Source organism: Streptomyces sp. NPDC000878, assembly GCF_053599695.1.
In genome coordinates this window covers 163,357-179,367 of record NZ_JBSFMT010000008.1, presented here as the reverse complement: position 1 = coordinate 179,367, position 16,011 = coordinate 163,357, and the positions used below count along the sequence as shown (strand labels likewise).

Annotated in this window: 15 protein-coding genes; 8 read left to right on the top strand and 7 right to left on the bottom strand. The window is 68.4% G+C overall.

The window, feature by feature from the left end; genetic code table 11:
- Window positions 1-320: 320 nt before the first annotated feature.
- From ACWDR4_RS10620 to ACWDR4_RS10605, 4 genes are all read left to right on the top strand, one after another.
- Window positions 321-1,604, top strand: a complete 1,284-nt coding sequence (locus tag ACWDR4_RS10620) for an extracellular solute-binding protein (protein ID WP_450406542.1) — start codon at window positions 321-323, stop codon at window positions 1,602-1,604.
- Between the two features lie 183 nt (window positions 1,605-1,787).
- Window positions 1,788-2,789, top strand: a complete 1,002-nt coding sequence (locus ACWDR4_RS10615; RefSeq protein ID WP_450406539.1) for a carbohydrate ABC transporter permease — start codon at window positions 1,788-1,790, stop codon at window positions 2,787-2,789.
- Entirely contained in the window at window positions 2,786-3,664 is an 879-nt protein-coding gene (locus tag ACWDR4_RS10610; protein WP_450406538.1) for a carbohydrate ABC transporter permease, read from the top strand. Before ACWDR4_RS10615 ends, ACWDR4_RS10610 begins: the two co-directional genes overlap by 4 nt.
- A 9-nt stretch (window positions 3,665-3,673) precedes the next feature.
- The gene (locus ACWDR4_RS10605) at window positions 3,674-5,155 is read left to right on the top strand and encodes a glycoside hydrolase family 3 protein (protein WP_450406535.1); all 1,482 of its coding nucleotides are present in this window, start codon (window positions 3,674-3,676) and stop codon (window positions 5,153-5,155) included.
- A 174-nt stretch (window positions 5,156-5,329) separates the two neighbouring features.
- Here ACWDR4_RS10605 and nagB read toward each other — a convergent pair whose 3' ends face one another.
- Window positions 5,330-6,115 (bottom strand): glucosamine-6-phosphate deaminase, encoded by a 786-nt coding sequence (gene nagB / locus ACWDR4_RS10600; protein WP_450406533.1) that lies wholly within the window; start codon window positions 6,113-6,115, stop codon window positions 5,330-5,332.
- A gap of 164 nt (window positions 6,116-6,279) precedes the next feature.
- Window positions 6,280-7,032 carry an SDR family oxidoreductase gene (locus ACWDR4_RS10595; RefSeq protein ID WP_450406530.1) on the bottom strand — a complete coding sequence of 251 codons (753 nt, stop codon included), beginning with the start codon at window positions 7,030-7,032 and terminating at the stop codon, window positions 6,280-6,282.
- A gap of 98 nt (window positions 7,033-7,130) precedes the next feature.
- Here ACWDR4_RS10595 and ACWDR4_RS10590 point away from each other — a divergent pair, with 98 nt between their 5' ends.
- Entirely contained in the window at window positions 7,131-7,802 is a 672-nt protein-coding gene (locus ACWDR4_RS10590) for a TetR/AcrR family transcriptional regulator (protein ID WP_450406529.1), read from the top strand.
- A 451-nt stretch (window positions 7,803-8,253) separates the two neighbouring features.
- Complete coding sequence (locus ACWDR4_RS10585; RefSeq protein WP_450406527.1) at window positions 8,254-9,729, top strand: sensor histidine kinase; 1,476 nt, start codon at window positions 8,254-8,256, stop codon at window positions 9,727-9,729.
- A gap of 222 nt (window positions 9,730-9,951) precedes the next feature.
- Here the strand turns inward: ACWDR4_RS10585 and ACWDR4_RS10580 are convergent, their stop codons facing one another.
- Together ACWDR4_RS10580 and ACWDR4_RS10575 are read right to left on the bottom strand one after the other, a co-directional pair.
- Entirely contained in the window at window positions 9,952-10,209 is a 258-nt protein-coding gene (locus ACWDR4_RS10580) for a WhiB family transcriptional regulator (RefSeq protein ID WP_006380970.1), read from the bottom strand.
- A 319-nt stretch (window positions 10,210-10,528) separates the two neighbouring features.
- On the bottom strand, window positions 10,529-11,497 hold the full coding sequence (locus tag ACWDR4_RS10575; RefSeq protein ID WP_450406526.1) for a diacylglycerol/lipid kinase family protein: 969 nt from the start codon (window positions 11,495-11,497) through the stop codon (window positions 10,529-10,531).
- 196 nt (window positions 11,498-11,693) lie between these two features.
- Here ACWDR4_RS10575 and ACWDR4_RS10570 point away from each other — a divergent pair, with 196 nt between their 5' ends.
- Window positions 11,694-12,134 (top strand): hypothetical protein, encoded by a 441-nt coding sequence (locus ACWDR4_RS10570; protein ID WP_450406524.1) that lies wholly within the window; start codon window positions 11,694-11,696, stop codon window positions 12,132-12,134.
- A 33-nt stretch (window positions 12,135-12,167) separates the two neighbouring features.
- Here ACWDR4_RS10570 and ACWDR4_RS10565 read toward each other — a convergent pair whose 3' ends face one another.
- The 3 genes from ACWDR4_RS10565 to ACWDR4_RS10555 form a co-directional block, all read right to left on the bottom strand.
- A complete protein-coding gene (locus ACWDR4_RS10565) occupies window positions 12,168-13,274 on the bottom strand; it encodes an RNA polymerase sigma factor SigF (protein WP_450406522.1) in 1,107 nt (368 codons plus the stop codon).
- Window positions 13,275-13,291: 17 nt separating this feature from the next.
- Window positions 13,292-13,705 (bottom strand): ATP-binding protein, encoded by a 414-nt coding sequence (locus ACWDR4_RS10560; protein WP_105975417.1) that lies wholly within the window; start codon window positions 13,703-13,705, stop codon window positions 13,292-13,294.
- 337 nt (window positions 13,706-14,042) lie between these two features.
- Complete coding sequence (locus ACWDR4_RS10555; protein WP_450406519.1) at window positions 14,043-14,303, bottom strand: UBP-type zinc finger domain-containing protein; 261 nt, start codon at window positions 14,301-14,303, stop codon at window positions 14,043-14,045.
- A gap of 90 nt (window positions 14,304-14,393) precedes the next feature.
- Between ACWDR4_RS10555 and ACWDR4_RS10550 the strand changes: the two genes are divergently transcribed.
- Complete coding sequence (locus tag ACWDR4_RS10550; RefSeq protein WP_450406517.1) at window positions 14,394-15,989, top strand: Na+/H+ antiporter; 1,596 nt, start codon at window positions 14,394-14,396, stop codon at window positions 15,987-15,989.
- Window positions 15,990-16,011: the final 22 nt, after the last annotated feature.

Genomic DNA, 16,011 nt, shown 5'->3' with positions numbered 1-16,011 from the left:
CGATTGACCTGTGAATGGTCTCGTCGGACCCGCGCGCGCTCCGTGATCCCCTCTGTATACCTTCACGCCCCTCGCTGGTCTAGTCCACCGTACGGAAACCCGTGCGCACATCGCGTCCCACTGTTCCCTCGGAGTGGTCTACCTCGAACCGGACGCGTGTGCAGGGTATTTCCGCCACCTTCTTACTTAAAGGTTCCTGCATATGTAGGTCGCATAACGGCTGGTCAAAGGCGTTCCCGCACCCTTGACACGTTGTTTGGTCTGAGCCAAGCTCCGCCTACTGGTCTACACCATTGGTCCAGGTCCCTGAGGAGGGTGGCGTGAAGCGCAAGCTGATAGCCGCGATCGGTATCGCGGGCATGATGGTCTCCATCGCGGCATGCGGGGACAGTGACAGCGGAAGCTCGGACAACACCGGCGCCGACGCCAAGGAACTGACCGTCTGGCTGACCGTGGACGCGCAGAACAACTGGCCCGAGCTGGTGAAGGCCGCCGATGCCGCGCTGACGAAGAAGCACCCCGGCATCAAGATCAACCACGAGTACTACGGCTGGCCCGACAAGAACGCCAAGCTCGACGCCGTCCTCGCCACCGACAAGGCGCCCGACGTGGTCGAGATGGGCAACACCGAGATGCTCAGCTACATGGTCAAGGGTGCCTTCGCCCCCGTCGACCCGGCGAAGTTCGAGAACTCGGCCGCCTGGCTCGACGGCCTCAAGGCCTCCGTCACCTACGAGGGCAAGACGTACGGCGTCCCCTACTACGCCGGTGGCCGTGTCGCCAACTGGCGCAAGGACGTGGCCGCTTCGGTCGGCGTCAAGTCCGTGCCGACGACGTACGCCGAACTCACCTCCGCCCTGGACAAGATCCAGAGCAAGGAGGGCGACAAGTACAACGCCTGGTACCAGCCCACCCGCGACTGGTACGCCGCCATGTCCTTCGTCTACGACGCCGGCGGCTCGATCGCCGAGGAGTCGGGCGGCGAATGGAAGGCGAACCTCTCCTCGCCGGACTCCGTCAAGGGCCTCACGGAGTTCAAGAACGTCATCGACAAGTACATGCACGGTGACAAGACCAAGGACGAGTCCGACCGCTACATCGTCTACGGCCAGGGCAAGACCAGCATGATCTTCGCCGCCGCCTGGGAGGGTGCGACCGCCGAGGCGCCGGAGAACGACAAGACCGGCAAGCTCAAGGGCAACCTGGAGAACTTCGTCATGCCCGGCCCGTCCGGCAAGAACATGCCGGTGTTCCTGGGCGGTTCGGACCTCGCCGTCCCGGTGAAGTCGGACGCCCAGACGGTCGCCGCCGAGTGGATCGACGCCTACACCGGTGCGAGCGGCCAGAAGGGCCTGATGGCCAAGGGCAACCTGCCCAACAACAAGACCGACCTCGCCACCCTGAAGAACGACCCGGCGACGGCGGTCCCGGCCACGGCGGCCGAGTCCAACTGGTTCGTGCCGATGGCACCGGGCTGGGGCCAGGTCGAGAAGGCCCAGATCCTCCAGACGATGCTGCAGAGCATCGGCACCGGCAAGAAGACGGTCGAGGAGGCCGCGAAGGAAGCGGACGCGGCGATCGACAAGATCATCAACGTCAAGTGAGCCGAGGCGGGGCCCTGTCTCGGGAGGGCCCCGCTCGCTCGCCGTACGCCGGACCTGCTCGCCACACACAGGACTTGCTGACACAGGCAGAACCTGCTCGACACACGCAGGACCTGGACGACCGCAACGACCGCAACGACCGCCACGACCGTACGACCTGAGGGACCGCTGAGGAGCGCGCGGATGACTGCCGCTGATACGACCACCCCTGCCAAACTGCCGCCGTCGACACGGCAGGCGCCACCATCACCGCAGACCGGCGGCCCGGACACCCCACGGAGAAAGCGGACGGCCAAGGGCGCCGCCGCGATTCCGTGGGCCCTGCTGGCCCCCTGTCTGCTGATCCTCGCGCTGGTCCTCGGCTATCCCCTCGTTCGTCTGGTCACCCTGTCCTTCCAGAAGTTCGGGCAGTCCCAGCTGTGGGGCTTCCAGCCCGCCGAGTCGGTGGGCTTCGACAACTTCAGCACCGTGCTCGGCGACAGCGAGTTCTGGGACGTCGTCGTCCGCACGATCGTCTTCGCCGTCGGCTGCGTCGTCTTCACGATGGTCATCGGCATGCTGATCGCCCTGCTGCTCCAGCGGGTGAGCGGCTGGATGAAGACGCTCATCAACATTGTCCTGGTGGCCAGTTGGGGCATGCCCATCATCGTGGCGACCACTGTCTTCAAGTGGCTGTTCGACTCCGACTACGGAATCATCAACGCGCTGCTGAGCAAGCTGCCCGGCGTCGAGATGATCGGCCACAACTGGTTCGCGAGCGGACCGCAGGGCCTGGCCGTGATCATGCTGCTCGTGGTCTGGGGCGCGGTGCCGTTCGTCGTCATCACGCTCGGCGCGGGGCTGACCCAGGTCCCGAAGGAACTGGAGGAGGCGGCCCGGCTCGACGGCGCGGGCGCCTGGGGCGTCTTTCGTTATGTCACCCTCCCCATCCTCAAGCCGATCGTCGTGATGCTCACGACCCTGTCCGTGATCTGGGACATGGGCGTCTTTCCCCAGGTGTTCGTGATGCGCAACGGCCACCCCGAGGCCGAGTTCCAGCTCCTGACCACCTACTCCTACGACCGTGCCTTCGCCGTCAACGACTACGCCCAGGGCTCGGCGATCGCCCTGCTCACCGTGGTGCTGCTGCTCGGAGTCGTCGCCGTCTACATGCGCCAGATGCTGAAGATCGGAGACGTCGAATGACCGGCATGAGCGCGGCCGCCCCCTCCATGCCCCGGAAGGCCGAACAGACCCCGAGGCCCCGGAAGTCGAAGGCCGGCTGGAACCTGCTGGGCCTGTTCGTCTTCCTGACGGCCGGCTTCCCCGTCTACTGGATGCTGAACACGGCGTTCAAACCGGCGAAGGACGCGATCGACCCCGACCCGAGCCTGCTGCCGACCGGCTTCACCCTCGACAACTTCCGCCGCGCGCTGAACATCGCCGACTTCTGGGGCCCGGTCGGCCGCAGCCTCATCGTGTCCCTCACGGTGGTCGTGATCGGCATCATCGTCGGCATGCTGGCGGCCCTCGCCATCTCGCGCTTCGCCTTCCGCGGCCGAAAGGTCGTCATCGTCGGCATTTTGGCCGTGCAGATGGTCCCCCTGGTCGCGATGATCATCCCCGTGTTCCTGCTTCTCAACGACCTCGGCCAGTACGACCGGCTGACCGGCCTGATCATCACCTACCTCACCTTCATCCTTCCGTTCACGGTGTGGACCCTGCGCGGCTTCATCGTCAACATCCCGAAGGAGCTGGAGGAGGCCGCAATGGTCGACGGCTGCTCCCGCACCACCGCCTTCCTCCGCGTGGTCTTCCCCCTCCTGGCCCCCGGCCTGGTCGCCACCTCGGTCTACGGCTTCATCCAGGCCTGGAACGAGTACCTCTACGCCCTGATGCTGATGAGCCAGAAGAACCAGACCGCCACCGTCTGGCTCGGCAACTTCACCACCAAGCACGGCACCGAGTACGCCCCGATGATGGCCGGTTCCACGATGATGGCCGTACCGATCGTCGTCCTCTTCCTCCTCGTCCAGCGCAAGATGGCCGCGGGCCTGACCGCGGGCGCCGTGAAGGGATAACCCCACCCGATGACGACACTCGCCCGCCGCCCCGACACCCTGACCCGCGACGCGCTCACCGTCCTCCAGCCCGGCTTCCCCGGCACCACCGCCCCCGACTGGCTGCTGCGCCGCCTCGGCGAAGGCCTCGCCTCCGTGGGCCTGTTCGGCCGCAACATCGCTTCCCCCGCCCAACTGGCCGCCCTCACCGCCCAGTTGCGCGCCGAACGCGACGACGTCCTGGTCGCGATCGACGAGGAGGGCGGCGACGTCACCCGCCTGGAGGTCCGCTCCGGCTCCTCCTTCCCCGGCAACCACGCCCTCGGCGCGATCGACGACGTCCAGCTGACCCGGGAGGTGGCACACGAACTCGGCCACCGCCTCCGCGTCTGCGGGGTCAACCTCAACTGGGCCCCCTCCGCCGACGTCAACTCCAACCCCGCCAACCCCGTCATCGGCGTCCGCTCCTTCGGCGCCGACCCGGAACTGGTCGCCCGTCACACCGCCGCCTACGTCACCGGTCTCCAGAACGCGGGCGTCGCCGCCTGCACAAAGCACTTCCCGGGCCACGGCGACACAGCGGTCGACTCCCACCACGCCCTCCCCCGCATCGACGCGAGCCGCTCGATAGTGCTCGACCGTGAACTCGCCCCTTTCCGTGCCGCGATCGCAGCCGGCACCAGGGCAGTGATGAGCGCCCACATCCTGATCCCCTCCCTCGACCCCGACCACCCGGCCACCCTTTCCCACCCCGTCCTCACCGACCTCCTCCGCGGCGAACTCGGCTACACCGGCCTGATCGTCACCGACGGCATGGAGATGCAGGCCATCGCGGGCACCTACGGCATCGAACGCGGCAGCGTCCTCGCCATCGCCGCCGGCGCCGACGCGATCTGTGTGGGCGGCGGCCTCGCGGACGACGAGACGGTACGCAGCCTGCGCGACGCCCTGATCAATGCCGTCCGCACCGGCGAACTCCCGGAAGAACGCCTGGCGGACGCGGCGGAACGCGTCCGGACCCTGTCCCGCTGGACGGCCTCGGCACCACAGCCCTCCGACACGGCCGCCACGGACGTGGGCCTCTCAGCGGCCCGCCGCGCCCTGAAGGCAACGCACTCCGAGCCCTATGAACCCCTCCGGGAACCCCCGTACGTGGCCGCCTTCACCCCCGTCGCGAACTTCGCCGTCGGCGACGAGACCCCGTGGGGTGTGGCAGCCGAACTGGTACGCCTCCTCCCCGGCACCCGCACCGGCACCTTCACCGGCGAGGACGCGGGCCACGCGGCCCTGACCGAGGCGGGCCCGAGCCGCATCGTCGCCGTGGTCCGCGACGAACACCGCCACCCCTGGATGTCGGCCGCCCTCGACACCCTCCTCACCGCCCGCCCCGACACGATCGTCGTGGAGATGGGCGTCCCCCAGTCCCCCCACCGAGGCCCCCTCCACCTCGCAACCCACGGCGCAGCCAGAGTCTGCGGCCAGGCGGCGGCGGAGTTCATCGCGGGGGAGTAGCCGTACGACGACACAGGCGCCGGTCCCTCTCAACGGGGGCCCGGCGCCGCTTTTGTCTTTTAGGGGCGCGGGGCTGTGACATTTGCGGCTCCGCCGCGTGGGCGCGACAAGCCACAACGAACCGTCAGCCGACAAACAACCGAACCCGGCAGACGCTCAGATCCCTAGATCCCTCTAGATCCCTTGCCAGTCAGGCTTGTTGACAAAGGTGTGCCGGAAGTAATCAGCGAACTTCAACTTGGAAGCCGCCCCCTCATCGACAACCACAGTCGCATGCGGATGCAACTGCAGCGCCGACGCCGGGCACACCGCAGCAACAGGCCCCTCCACAGTCGCCGCGACGGCATCAGCCTTACCCTCGCCCGTCGCCAGCAGCACCAGATGCCGCGCTTCCAGAATCGTCCCGATGCCCTGCGTGATCACATGGTGCGGAACCTGCCCGATGTCCCCGTCGAAGAACCGCGCGTTGTCGATCCGCGTCTGCTCGGTCAACGTCTTGATCCGGGTCCGCGAGGCGAGCGAGGAACACGGCTCGTTGAACCCGATGTGCCCGTCGGTCCCGATCCCCAGCAACTGGAGGTCGACCCCGCCGGCTTCGGCCAGCGCCCTGTCGTACGCCTCGCACGCCCCCCGCACGTCCTCGGCGGTCCCGTCGGGCCCCATGAACGCGTCCATCCCGATCCCGAGCGGCTCCAGCACCTCGCGCCGCAGCACCGAACGGTACGACTCCGGATGCTCGGCCGGCAGCCCCACGTACTCGTCGAGCTGGGCTATTCGTGCTCGGGACACCTCCACGGCACCGGAACTCACCTGTGCCGCGAGCGCCTGGTAGATGGGCAGCGGGGTCGAGCCGGTGGCCACGCCGAGCAGGGCGGTCGGCTTGTGCCGGAGCAGCTGTGCCATGGCCCCGGCGATCAGCTCGCCACCCGCCTTGGCGTCCGGAACGATGACAACTTCCACGCTGGGCCTGCCGATCTGGAGTGACGACGTAAGTCTTCGGTAGAGGTCTTCAGTAGAGGACCCGACCGAGACCTGGAGGGGGACATAGGGGAACCGTGTGGTTTAGACCAATCTAACAGAACGGGGTTCCCCGGCCCAGGTCCTATGTCATGTCGGCCCAGGTCCTACGTCAGTGAACCTCCCGTCACATGCACCCAGCTCCCGGTCACCCACCGCCCTCCGTCCGACGCGAGAAACGCGACCACGTCCGCCACATCCGCCGGCGCTCCCACCCGTCCCAGCGCCGATATCGCCGCCGCCTCCGCCCACGCGCTCTCGGTCGAGTGCAGCAGCTCGGCCGTGTTGTCCGTGTCGATGATTCCCGGGGCGACCGAGTTCACCGTGATCCCCCGGCTGCCCAGCAGCTTGGACAGGTCCCGGCTGAGGACGTCCAGTGCGCCCTTGGTCATGGAGTACGCCGTGAGGTCCGGCATCCCGGCGGAGCGGGCCAGGCCCGACGAGATGTTGATGACCCGCCCGCCGTCCCGCAGCCGGTCGAGGCCGTGCTTGGCGATGAAGTACGGCGCCTTCACATTCACCGCGAAGACCCTGTCGTACTCCTCCTCGTCGATCTCCCCGATCGGCGCCGACGTCCCGATCCCGGCGTTGTTGACCAGGATGTCCACGCCCTCCGCCCGCTCGTCGAACGCCTTCCACACCGCCTCGGCGTCCCCCGGCCGCCCCAGCTCCACCCCGATCGTGAACGCCGAACCGCCCGCCGCCTCGATCGAGGCGACCGTCTCTTTGGCGGCAGCCTCGCCCCGTCCGTAGTGCACCGCGACCCGAGCCCCGTCCCGCCCCAACCGCTCGGCGATTCCCCGCCCGATTCCCCTGCTCGCACCGGTGACCAGCGCCGTCCTGCCCGTGAGCACACCCATGACCGACATCCCCCTCGCATTTTTCTAGTGGTCGCTACAGAAAAAACCGTACAACGAGGTGCGGGCATTTTGCTAGTGCCCGCTATAGAATTCACTCCATGGTGAACGAGGAGCCCCTGACCAGGGAAAAGTCCGCACCGGCAGCCGCACCCGCGCCCGCGACCACGGCCGCGCCCGCACCCAAGCCGCGAGGCCGCCCCCGCTCCTTCGACCGCGAAACCGCGCTGGAGCAGGCGGTCCTCGCCTTCTGGGAGCACGGGTACGAGGCGACCTGCGTCTCCGACCTCACCCGCGTCATGGGCATCGGCGCCCCGAGCCTGTACGCGGCGTTCGGCGACAAGCAGTCCCTCTTCGCCGAGGTCGTGCAGGCGTACGGCGTGAAGCACGGGGCGTTCGGTGACCGCGCCCTCGCCGAGGAACCCACTGCCCGGGCCGCCATCGGGCGGATGCTCAAGGAGGCCGCCGCCGAGTACACGGACCCCGGCCATCCGCACGGCTGTCTCGTCATCCACGCGGCCACCAACTGCACGACCCCCGAGGTCGAGGCGTCCCTGCGCGAGCGGCGCAACGCGAACATCGCCGCCTTCGAGAGCCGTGTGCAAGAGGATGTCGCGGCGGGGGAGCTGTCCGCCGGAACCGATGCCGCCGCACTCGCCCGGTACGCCGGGGCGATCCTTCAGGGAATGTCGCAACAGGCGCGGGACGGCGCGAGCCGGGAGGAACTGGAGGCGGTCGCGGAAATTGCCATGGAGTTCTGGCCCCGCACATGAACCAACAGGGCTAGGCTGCATGGTGGATCCTGGGACGTCCGACTAGTTCCAACGGGCGGCCTTGAGGCATCCGAACTGCTCGCGAAGACACAGCAACAAACACTCTTCAACGCATGGACACGGCCTGTGGTCTAGTCCACAATGCGTAGAGAAACGTATGATCGATCAGCTGTAGGTACAACCAGCTGCAGGTACGACCAGAGCCTCCGTCTTCCCCGCACAGGAAGGCGGATCGAGGAACCGGGGCTCTCTGCCCTGACTGCGCCGGCTCCTCATCCATCGGCCGACTGGGACCGCACACCCCACGGCCGTTGCTGCTCCGGGCTGCGGTGCCGGGAGGGTTGAGGGTCCCTCCCAGGCGCCGCGGCCCGCGGGTGTTTCCGGGCCCCTCCGAGCCTTCCCTCAGCCACGGTTTCCGGCCATGTCCGAACCGCCGGGTACGCTCGCACACGTGCCCTCCATGAACGAACTCGTACGCCAGCACACCGCGCTCAGCGACTCCGACCTGGAGTGGCTCCATCTGCTGGTGTCGGAGTGGCAGCTGCTCTCCGACCTCTCCTTCGCCGACCTCGTCCTGTGGGTCCCCACGCGTGATGGCACCCGCTATGTCTCGGTCGCCCAGATGCGGCCCAACACCGGCCCGACCTCGTACCAGGACGACATGGTCGGCCACCTCGTCCCCCGTGGCCGCCGCCCTCTGCTGGACGCCGCCCTGGACGAGGGCCGGATCGTGCGCGAGGGCGACCCGGAATGGCGCGAAGAGGTCCCTGTCCGCGTCGAGTCGATCCCCGTGCGCCGCGAAGGGCGCGTCCTCGGGGTCATCGCCCGCAACACCAACCTCCTCACCGTCCGCACCCCGAGCCGCCTGGAACTGACGTACCTCCAGAGCGCCTCCGACCTGGCCCAGATGATCGCCGCCGGATCGTTCCCCTTCTCGAACCAGGTCGTCGACATGGACGCCTCGCCGCGCGTCGGCGACGGACTGATCCGCCTCGACGCCGACGGCGTCGTCCAGTACGCCTCGCCGAACGCGCTGTCCGCGTACCACCGCCTCGGTCTCGCCTCCGACCTCGTCGGCCATCACCTGGGCATGACCACCGCGGAACTCGCCCCGACCCGGGGGCCGGTGGACGAGGCGCTCGCCAAGGTCGCCAGCGGGTGGGCGCCGCGCGAGTTCGAGATCGAGTCCGGCGACGGGGTCATCCAGTTCCGGGCGATCCCCCTCAAACCCAAGGGCATCCGCATCGGTTCGCTCGTCCTGCTCCGGGACGTCACCGAACTGCGCCGCCGCGAGCGCGAGTTGATCACCAAGGACGCGACCATCCGGGAGATCCACCACCGGGTCAAGAACAACCTCCAGACCGTGGCTGCCCTGTTGCGCCTCCAGGCCCGGCGCATCGAATCGGAGCGCGGGCGCGAGGCCCTGGAGGAGGCCGTACGGCGGGTCGGGTCCATCGCGATCGTGCACGAGACGCTCTCCCAGAACCTGGACGAACGCGTGGAGTTCGACGAGATCGCCGACCGCGTACTCGCGATGGTCGCCGAGATCTCACCGGGCACGGTCACCGCCCGGCGCAGCGGACGCTTCGGCATCCTGGACGCGGAGGTCGCCACCCCGCTCTCCATGGTGCTGACCGAGATCCTGCAGAACGCCCTGGAACACGGCTTCGGGCCCGGCGAAACCGGCACGGTCGAGGTCTCGGCGGTCCGCGGCGGCACGAGCAAGGAGGCCCGCCTCCTCGTCACCGTCCAGGACGACGGCGTCGGCCTCCCCGAGGGCTTCGACCCGCACCGCTCGGGCAACCTCGGCCTCCAGATCGTACGGACGCTGGTGGAGGGGGAGTTGGGCGGCACGTTCGACATGGTGCCGGCGCCCGAGCGGGGCACGCAGGTGATCCTCGACGTCCCGGTGCGCGCCAACAAGTAAGGCGTCGCCGACAAGCAAGCCGTACAGCAGTCCTGTACAACAGCCGGAACATGGACGGCGATTCACAGCAAGGCACAGCAATGAGCCCCGGACCATGGGATGGTCCGGGGCTCAGATGCTCGTTGCTATGCGCATCGGGGGCACTGCGCGCTGCGGCTCGGGGGCGGGAGATGCGTACTCGCTGTACGCGCCGCCAAGCTCAGGCTGTTACGGGGTGGGTTGTCAGGCGGTTGCCTGGCGGGCCCGGTTGCGGGCGGCGCGGCGCTTCATGGCGCGGCGCTCGTCCTCGCTGAGACCACCCCAGACGCCGGAGTCCTGGCCGGACTCAAGCGCCCACTGCAGGCACTGCTCCATGACGGGGCAGCGGCGGCAGACGGCCTTGGCTTCCTCGATCTGCAGCAGCGCAGGACCGGTGTTGCCGATGGGGAAGAAGAGCTCGGGGTCTTCCTCGCGGCAAACGGCGTTGTGACGCCAGTCCATGGCTGCTACCTCTCCTTGGTATTACATGCACGTTGCTTGTGAATGTGAACGCTTTCACGAATCCCTCAACAAGTGAAGGGCCGATCATCAGACGGACTGATGTGGTCCTTTGAAGTGAGGAGGGGTTCTGGCTCTCTGTGGTGGCCGGTGTTGCGGGCCGTCCCGAGCGCCACGTAGAGACTCGCAAACCTCAGCGGCGGATACAACCCCTACCGGAAAGTTTTTTTTGATTCCTCGGTGTCGGCTCGGTCACAGCCGTACTTCCATGGGGTGGACCCTGGCCTAAACGTTCGAGTGGAAGGACTTTAGCCCGTTCCGCTCACACAATCACACGCAGTGCACGGCGTACGCCTGTGAACGTCACGCTCGTTCGCAGTCCAAGGTGGTCGCCGTCCATCTGGAGGGGCAGAGGTGCCTTCGAATGCAAGGTGAAGTCAGTCAGGTCATGGAGGGACGTGGCATGCCTGCCATGGGGTCCCCGTTCGGGGGACGAAGTGAGCAACTGCATGCCATACCGGGCAACCGCGGCCGTCGACATACGGCTGAGACCGAGTACGTCGAGCCCGGTATCGAACGACGCCTTAGGTGACGCGTACACCGGGCGATTGCCCAGAAACGTCCAAGGGGACGTGTTGCAGACTATGGACAGCACAAGATCGGTAACGGGGTCCTCGCCCGGTTGTTCCAGCGTGATCGTGCCGTGCCGGCGATTGGCCTCACCCAGGAATTGGCGCACGACCTGCCGCAGGTAAAGGGAGTGTGTGGATTTCCGGCCGCGCTCGCGCTGCTGTTCCACCCGCCCGATCACACCGGCGTCGAATCCCAGGCCGGCGCAGAAGGTGAACCAGCGCTCCGGCACGGACTCGTCCTCGGTACCCGGCGTCCCTTTCGCCACCCCGAGGCCCACCGTGCGCTCCCGCTCCTCGCGCAGGGCGTCCAGCAGGACGCCGGTGGCCTCCACGGCGTCGTTGGGCAGGCCGAGGGCGCGGGCGAAGACGTTCGTGGAGCCGCCGGGGACCACGGCGAGGCCGGGCAGCCGGTCCAGGTCGGGGCCGTTGTGGAGGAGCCCGTTCACGACCTCGTTGACCGTTCCGTCGCCGCCGAGGGCGACGACCATGTCGATGTCCTTGCTCTCCGCCGCCTGCCGGCCGAGGTCACGCGCGTGGCCCCGGTACTCGGTGGTGACCGCCTCGAGTTTCATCTCGCTCGCGAGAGCATGGGTCAGCACATCGCGCGTACGTGCGCTTGTGGTGGTAGCCGCCGGATTGACCACGAGAAGTGCACGCATGCGAAGCAGGGTACCTACCCGGTGGTACTCGGCCCAGGGCAGGTTAGGGATCAGTAAGAAGTAGGGGGCGTGAGCGGGGCGCTCCGCGGGAAGCGCCGTATGAAACTGCGGGTGCGTTGTGGCTGGTCGCGCCGTTCCCCGCGCCCCTATGGGGCGCGGGCTGAGCGCCGTCGTTGTCCAGGGCTACCCTTCTGGGGTGAGTGCTGAGCAGACCCCCATCCCCGAAACCGCCGAAGAGCCCAGGCCTCTGCGGCTGACCGCCGCCGCCGTGCTCGCCGGGCTGGAGGGGCTCGCCCTGGTCGTCGGCGGAGCCTTCATCCTCGTACTGGGGATCACAGGCGACGCGGACGACCGGCAGCAGGCCGTCACCGGTGGCGTCACGCTGATCGTGCTCGCGTTGCTGCCGTTGCTCGCCGCGCGCGGGCTGCTCGGGCAGCGGAGCTGGAGTCGGGGGCCCGCCGTCATCACGCAGATCATGGCGCTGCCGGTGGCCTACAACCTGCTCCAGTCCGACAGCATGGCGATTCCGGGCGGGATCGTGCTGGGTGTCGTGGCGGTCGCCGCGCTGGTGCTGCTGGTGAACCAGGAGACGACCCGGGCCCTCGGGATCCGGGGGCCCGGCCGCGCGTCGGAGTAGCCCAAGGGGTTCCCGAGGGATTCCCTAGGGGACCTACTCCTCGACAAGCAGCTTCTCTCGCAGTTGGGCCAGGGTCCGGGCCAGCAGTCGGGAGACGTGCATCTGGGAGATGCCGACCTCCTGCGCGATCTGCGACTGCGTCATGTTGCCGAAGAACCGCAGCAGCAGGATCCGCTTCTCCCGGGGCGGGAGATCCTCAAGCAGCGGCTTGAGGGACTCGCGGTACTCGACGCCCTCCAGGGCCTCGTCGTACGAGCCCAGGGTGTCCGCGACCGCCGGGGACTCGTCGTCCGTGTCGGGGACGTCCAGGGACAGCGTGGAGTAGGCGTTGGCCGACTCCAGGCCCTCCAGGACCTCCTCCTCGGAGATGCCCAGCTTCTCGGCCAGCTCGTGGACCGTCGGGGAGCGGCCGTGCCGCTGTGACAGCTCCGCCGTCGCTGTGGTGAGCGAGAGGCGCAGTTCCTGGAGCCTGCGCGGGACGCGGACCGCCCAGCCCTTGTCCCGGAAGTGCCGCTTGATCTCGCCGACGACCGTCGGGGTCGCGTACGTCGAGAACTCGACACCGCGGTCCGGGTCGAAACGGTCGACCGACTTGATCAGGCCGATGGTCGCGACCTGGGTCAGGTCGTCCAACGGCTCACCGCGGTTGCGGAAGCGGCGCGCGAGGTGCTCGACGAGCGGGAGGTGCATACGGACCAGCCGGTTGCGCAGCTCCGCGTACGCGGCACTGCCGTCCTCCAGCTCACGCAGCTCGATGAACAGGGCGCGCGCTCCGCTGCGGTCCGTCGGGGAGTGCTGTGTGGCCTGCGCCGTCTGTTGTGCGCCCTGCGCGTCGTCTCGTTCGTGCTCGCTCATCGTCCCGCCCGTCGACCTTCCCCGAATTCGCACATCAGCTCGAACAGGGGAGATCTCGCTTGGCCCTTCCAGGGGCGCACTCTGCACGGCACCTTCCCGATCCAGCTGCCCGTCGTCCATGAAGCCGGCCTCCGAGGGGTCGTCCTCCGGGTGCGGCCGGGCCTGCTCGGGGATGCCGGAGATACCGGCGATGCCGGAAATGGCGTCCGCCGTGTCCCGCGGCCCGTCGGGGCCGTCGCTGCCCGCCGCGGGCAGCTCCCGTGTGCCGCGCTCTTCGTCCCGCACCGGCCCGTCCCCGTTCCTCACGCCGGCCCGGGTCCCGCGCCGCGCTTCTTGTAGAGACTGATCGACACGGTCTTGTCCTCGGCGACGGTCGAGTCGACCTGGCCCGCGAGGGCCGACAGGACGGTCCAGGCGAAGGTGTCGCGCGCGGGCGCGTGACCGTCGGTGGTCGGTGCCGAGACCGTGACCTCAAGGGAGTCGTCGATCAGCCGGAACACACAGCTGAGTACGGAGCCGGGCACGGCCTGCTGAAGCAGGATCGCGCAGGCCTCGTCCACTGCGATGCGCAGGTCCTCGATCTCGTCGAGGGTGAAGTCCAAACGGGCCGCGAGACCGGCCGTGGCCGTACGCAGCACCGACAGGTAGGCACCCGCGGCCGGCAGCCGGACTTCCACGAAGTCCTGGGTCGCGGGCTCGCCTGTGAACTGGGACACCCTCACCTCCAAGGTGGTACAAGCTCTTTCGGGGGCCGAGGGTCGCCCCCCGGGGTAACGCGATACGTGGTTCAGCGGTGACGCTACCGCGCTCTCGACTTTCCTGTCCCCGGGACCCCAGCCCCTTGCTGTCACTCATAGTAAACATACGGATACGCACAGTGGCTAGGGGTTCTGCGGGCCCAATTGGGAACAGCGTGCGCCGGGTTGACGTACCCAGACGTCAGACGGTCGAACCGTCCGGATCCAGGGTCACACGAGTACGCCTCCGGTCACCAATGCCCCTGCTCACACGGGTGTGAGGTCGGGCGCACGACGATACGCGGCTTCCGCGCGGTCATACGAGGACATGGTCGACGAAGCACCAGCGCCAGCTCTCGCCGGGTTCGAAGGTGCGCATCACCGGATGCCCGGTCTCCTTGTGGTGTCCTGTCGCGTGGCGCATCGGCGAGGAGTCGCAGCAGCCGACGTGGCCGCAGTCCAGGCACAGGCGCAGCTGCACCGGATGGGTCCCGGCCGCCAGGCACTCCGGACAGGTCTCGCTCTTGGGCTCGGGTTCCGGGAGCGGCAGCGCGTCGGCATGCGTGCACTGTTTCATGATTGCCAGGTTACGACGGGTGCGCGGAAAGCCGCGCGGAATCCAGATGGGGTGCCGGATGGGGCGGGAAACGAGAGCGGGCCGAGACCGATGCATGTGATGCCACTGCTCCTGCTGGTCGCGGGCAGCGCCGCCATCGCCGCCGCGGCCCGCCGCACCCCTGTCCCGCCCCCGCTGCTGCTGGTCGCGGCCGGCCTGGTGTTCGCGTACGTCCCAGGGGTGCCCGACTACGCCCTCGACCCGCATGTCGTCCTGCCGCTGATGCTGCCCCCGCTGCTGTACACGGCGGCCGTCGACAGTTCGTACCTCGATCTGCGCGCGCAACTGCGGCCCGTGGCACTGCTGTCGGTGGGGTACGTGCTCTTCGCGACGCTCGTCGTCGGCTGGGCCGCCTATCAGATCGTGCCCGGGCTGCCGCTGACGGCCGCGCTGGTGCTCGGCGCGGTCGTGGCACCGCCGGACGCCGTCGCCGCGACGGCGATCGCACGCCGGGTCGGGCTGCCGTCGCGGGTCACCACCATCCTCCAGGGCGAGTCCCTGGTGAACGACGCCACCGCGATCACCGCGTACCGCGTCGCCCTCGCGGCGGCCATCGGAGAGGGCGCGACCTGGGCGGGCGGGATCGGCGAGTTCCTGCTCGCGGCGGTCGGCGGCATCGGGATCGGGCTCATCCTGATGATGCCGATCCATTGGCTGCGCACGCACCTGAAGGAGGCGCTGCTCCAGAACACCCTCTCCCTGCTGATCCCGTTCGCGGCGTACGCGGTCGCCGAGGAGGTGCACGCCTCCGGGGTCCTCGCGGTGGTGGTCGTGGCGCTTTATCTGGGACATCGCGCGTGGGAGGTCGATTTCGCGACCCGCCTCCAGGAGGAAGCGGTCTGGAAAATGGTTGCCTTCGTTCTCGAATCGGCCGTCTTCGCCCTGATCGGCCTGCAACTGCCGGTCGTCCTGGAGGGACTTGGGGCGTACGAGGGTGTCGACGCCGCCTGGTACGCGATCGCCGTCTTCCTCGTGGTCGTCGTCACCCGGTTCGCCTGGGTCTACCCCGGGACGTTCGTGCCCCGGCTGCTGTCGGCGCGGATCCGGGACCGTGAACCGAACCCGACCTGGAAGGGCGCGTTCGTCATCTCCTGGGCCGGGATGCGGGGAGTCGTGTCCCTGGCCATCGCCTTCTCGATCCCGCTCACGATGGAGGGCGGCGAGGAGTTCCCGGAGCGGAACCTGGTGCTCTTCCTGACCTTCACGACGGTCATCGGCACGCTGGTCGTCCAGGGGCTGACGCTGCCCCCGCTGATCCGCCTGCTGAAACTGCCCGGGCGGGACGTGCAGGCCGAGACGCTCGCGGAGGCGAACGCCCAGGCGCAGGCGTCCAGGGTGGCGCAGCAGCGCCTGGAGGGCCTGCTGGAGGACGAGCGCAACGCCCTGCCGCCCCCACTGGCCGACCGGCTCCGGATGGTCCTGGAACGCCGCCAGAACGCCGTCTGGGAACGGCTGGGCTCGGTCAACCCCGTGACCGGCGAGACGGTGGACGACACGTACCGGCGGCTGTCCCGGGAGATGATCAGCGCGGAACGGGAGATGTTCGTGCGGCTGCGGGACGGGCGCTACATCGACGACGAGATGCTGCGGACGCTGCTGCGCCGGCTGGACCTGGAGGAGGCGGCGGCGTTCCGGGAGGCGGAGTGAGGGGGCATCGCCTTCTCGCGTT

What these genes read in the sequence shown, in the direction of transcription:
- ACWDR4_RS10615 (WP_450406539.1), top strand. Translation starts at nt 1,788, where the DNA reads ATGACTGCCGCTGATACGACCACCCCTGCCAAACTGCCGCCGTCGACA.
- ACWDR4_RS10610 (WP_450406538.1), top strand. Translation starts at nt 2,786, where the DNA reads ATGACCGGCATGAGCGCGGCCGCCCCCTCCATGCCCCGGAAGGCCGAA.
- ACWDR4_RS10605 (WP_450406535.1), top strand. Translation starts at nt 3,674, where the DNA reads ATGACGACACTCGCCCGCCGCCCCGACACCCTGACCCGCGACGCGCTC.
- ACWDR4_RS10595 (WP_450406530.1), bottom strand. Translation starts at nt 7,032, where the DNA reads ATGGGTGTGCTCACGGGCAGGACGGCGCTGGTCACCGGTGCGAGCAGG.
- ACWDR4_RS10590 (WP_450406529.1), top strand. Translation starts at nt 7,131, where the DNA reads ATGGTGAACGAGGAGCCCCTGACCAGGGAAAAGTCCGCACCGGCAGCC.
- ACWDR4_RS10580 (WP_006380970.1), bottom strand. Translation starts at nt 10,209, where the DNA reads ATGGACTGGCGTCACAACGCCGTTTGCCGCGAGGAAGACCCCGAGCTC.
- ACWDR4_RS10575 (WP_450406526.1), bottom strand. Translation starts at nt 11,497, where the DNA reads ATGCGTGCACTTCTCGTGGTCAATCCGGCGGCTACCACCACAAGCGCA.
- ACWDR4_RS10555 (WP_450406519.1), bottom strand. Translation starts at nt 14,303, where the DNA reads ATGAAACAGTGCACGCATGCCGACGCGCTGCCGCTCCCGGAACCCGAG.
- ACWDR4_RS10550 (WP_450406517.1), top strand. Translation starts at nt 14,394, where the DNA reads ATGCATGTGATGCCACTGCTCCTGCTGGTCGCGGGCAGCGCCGCCATC.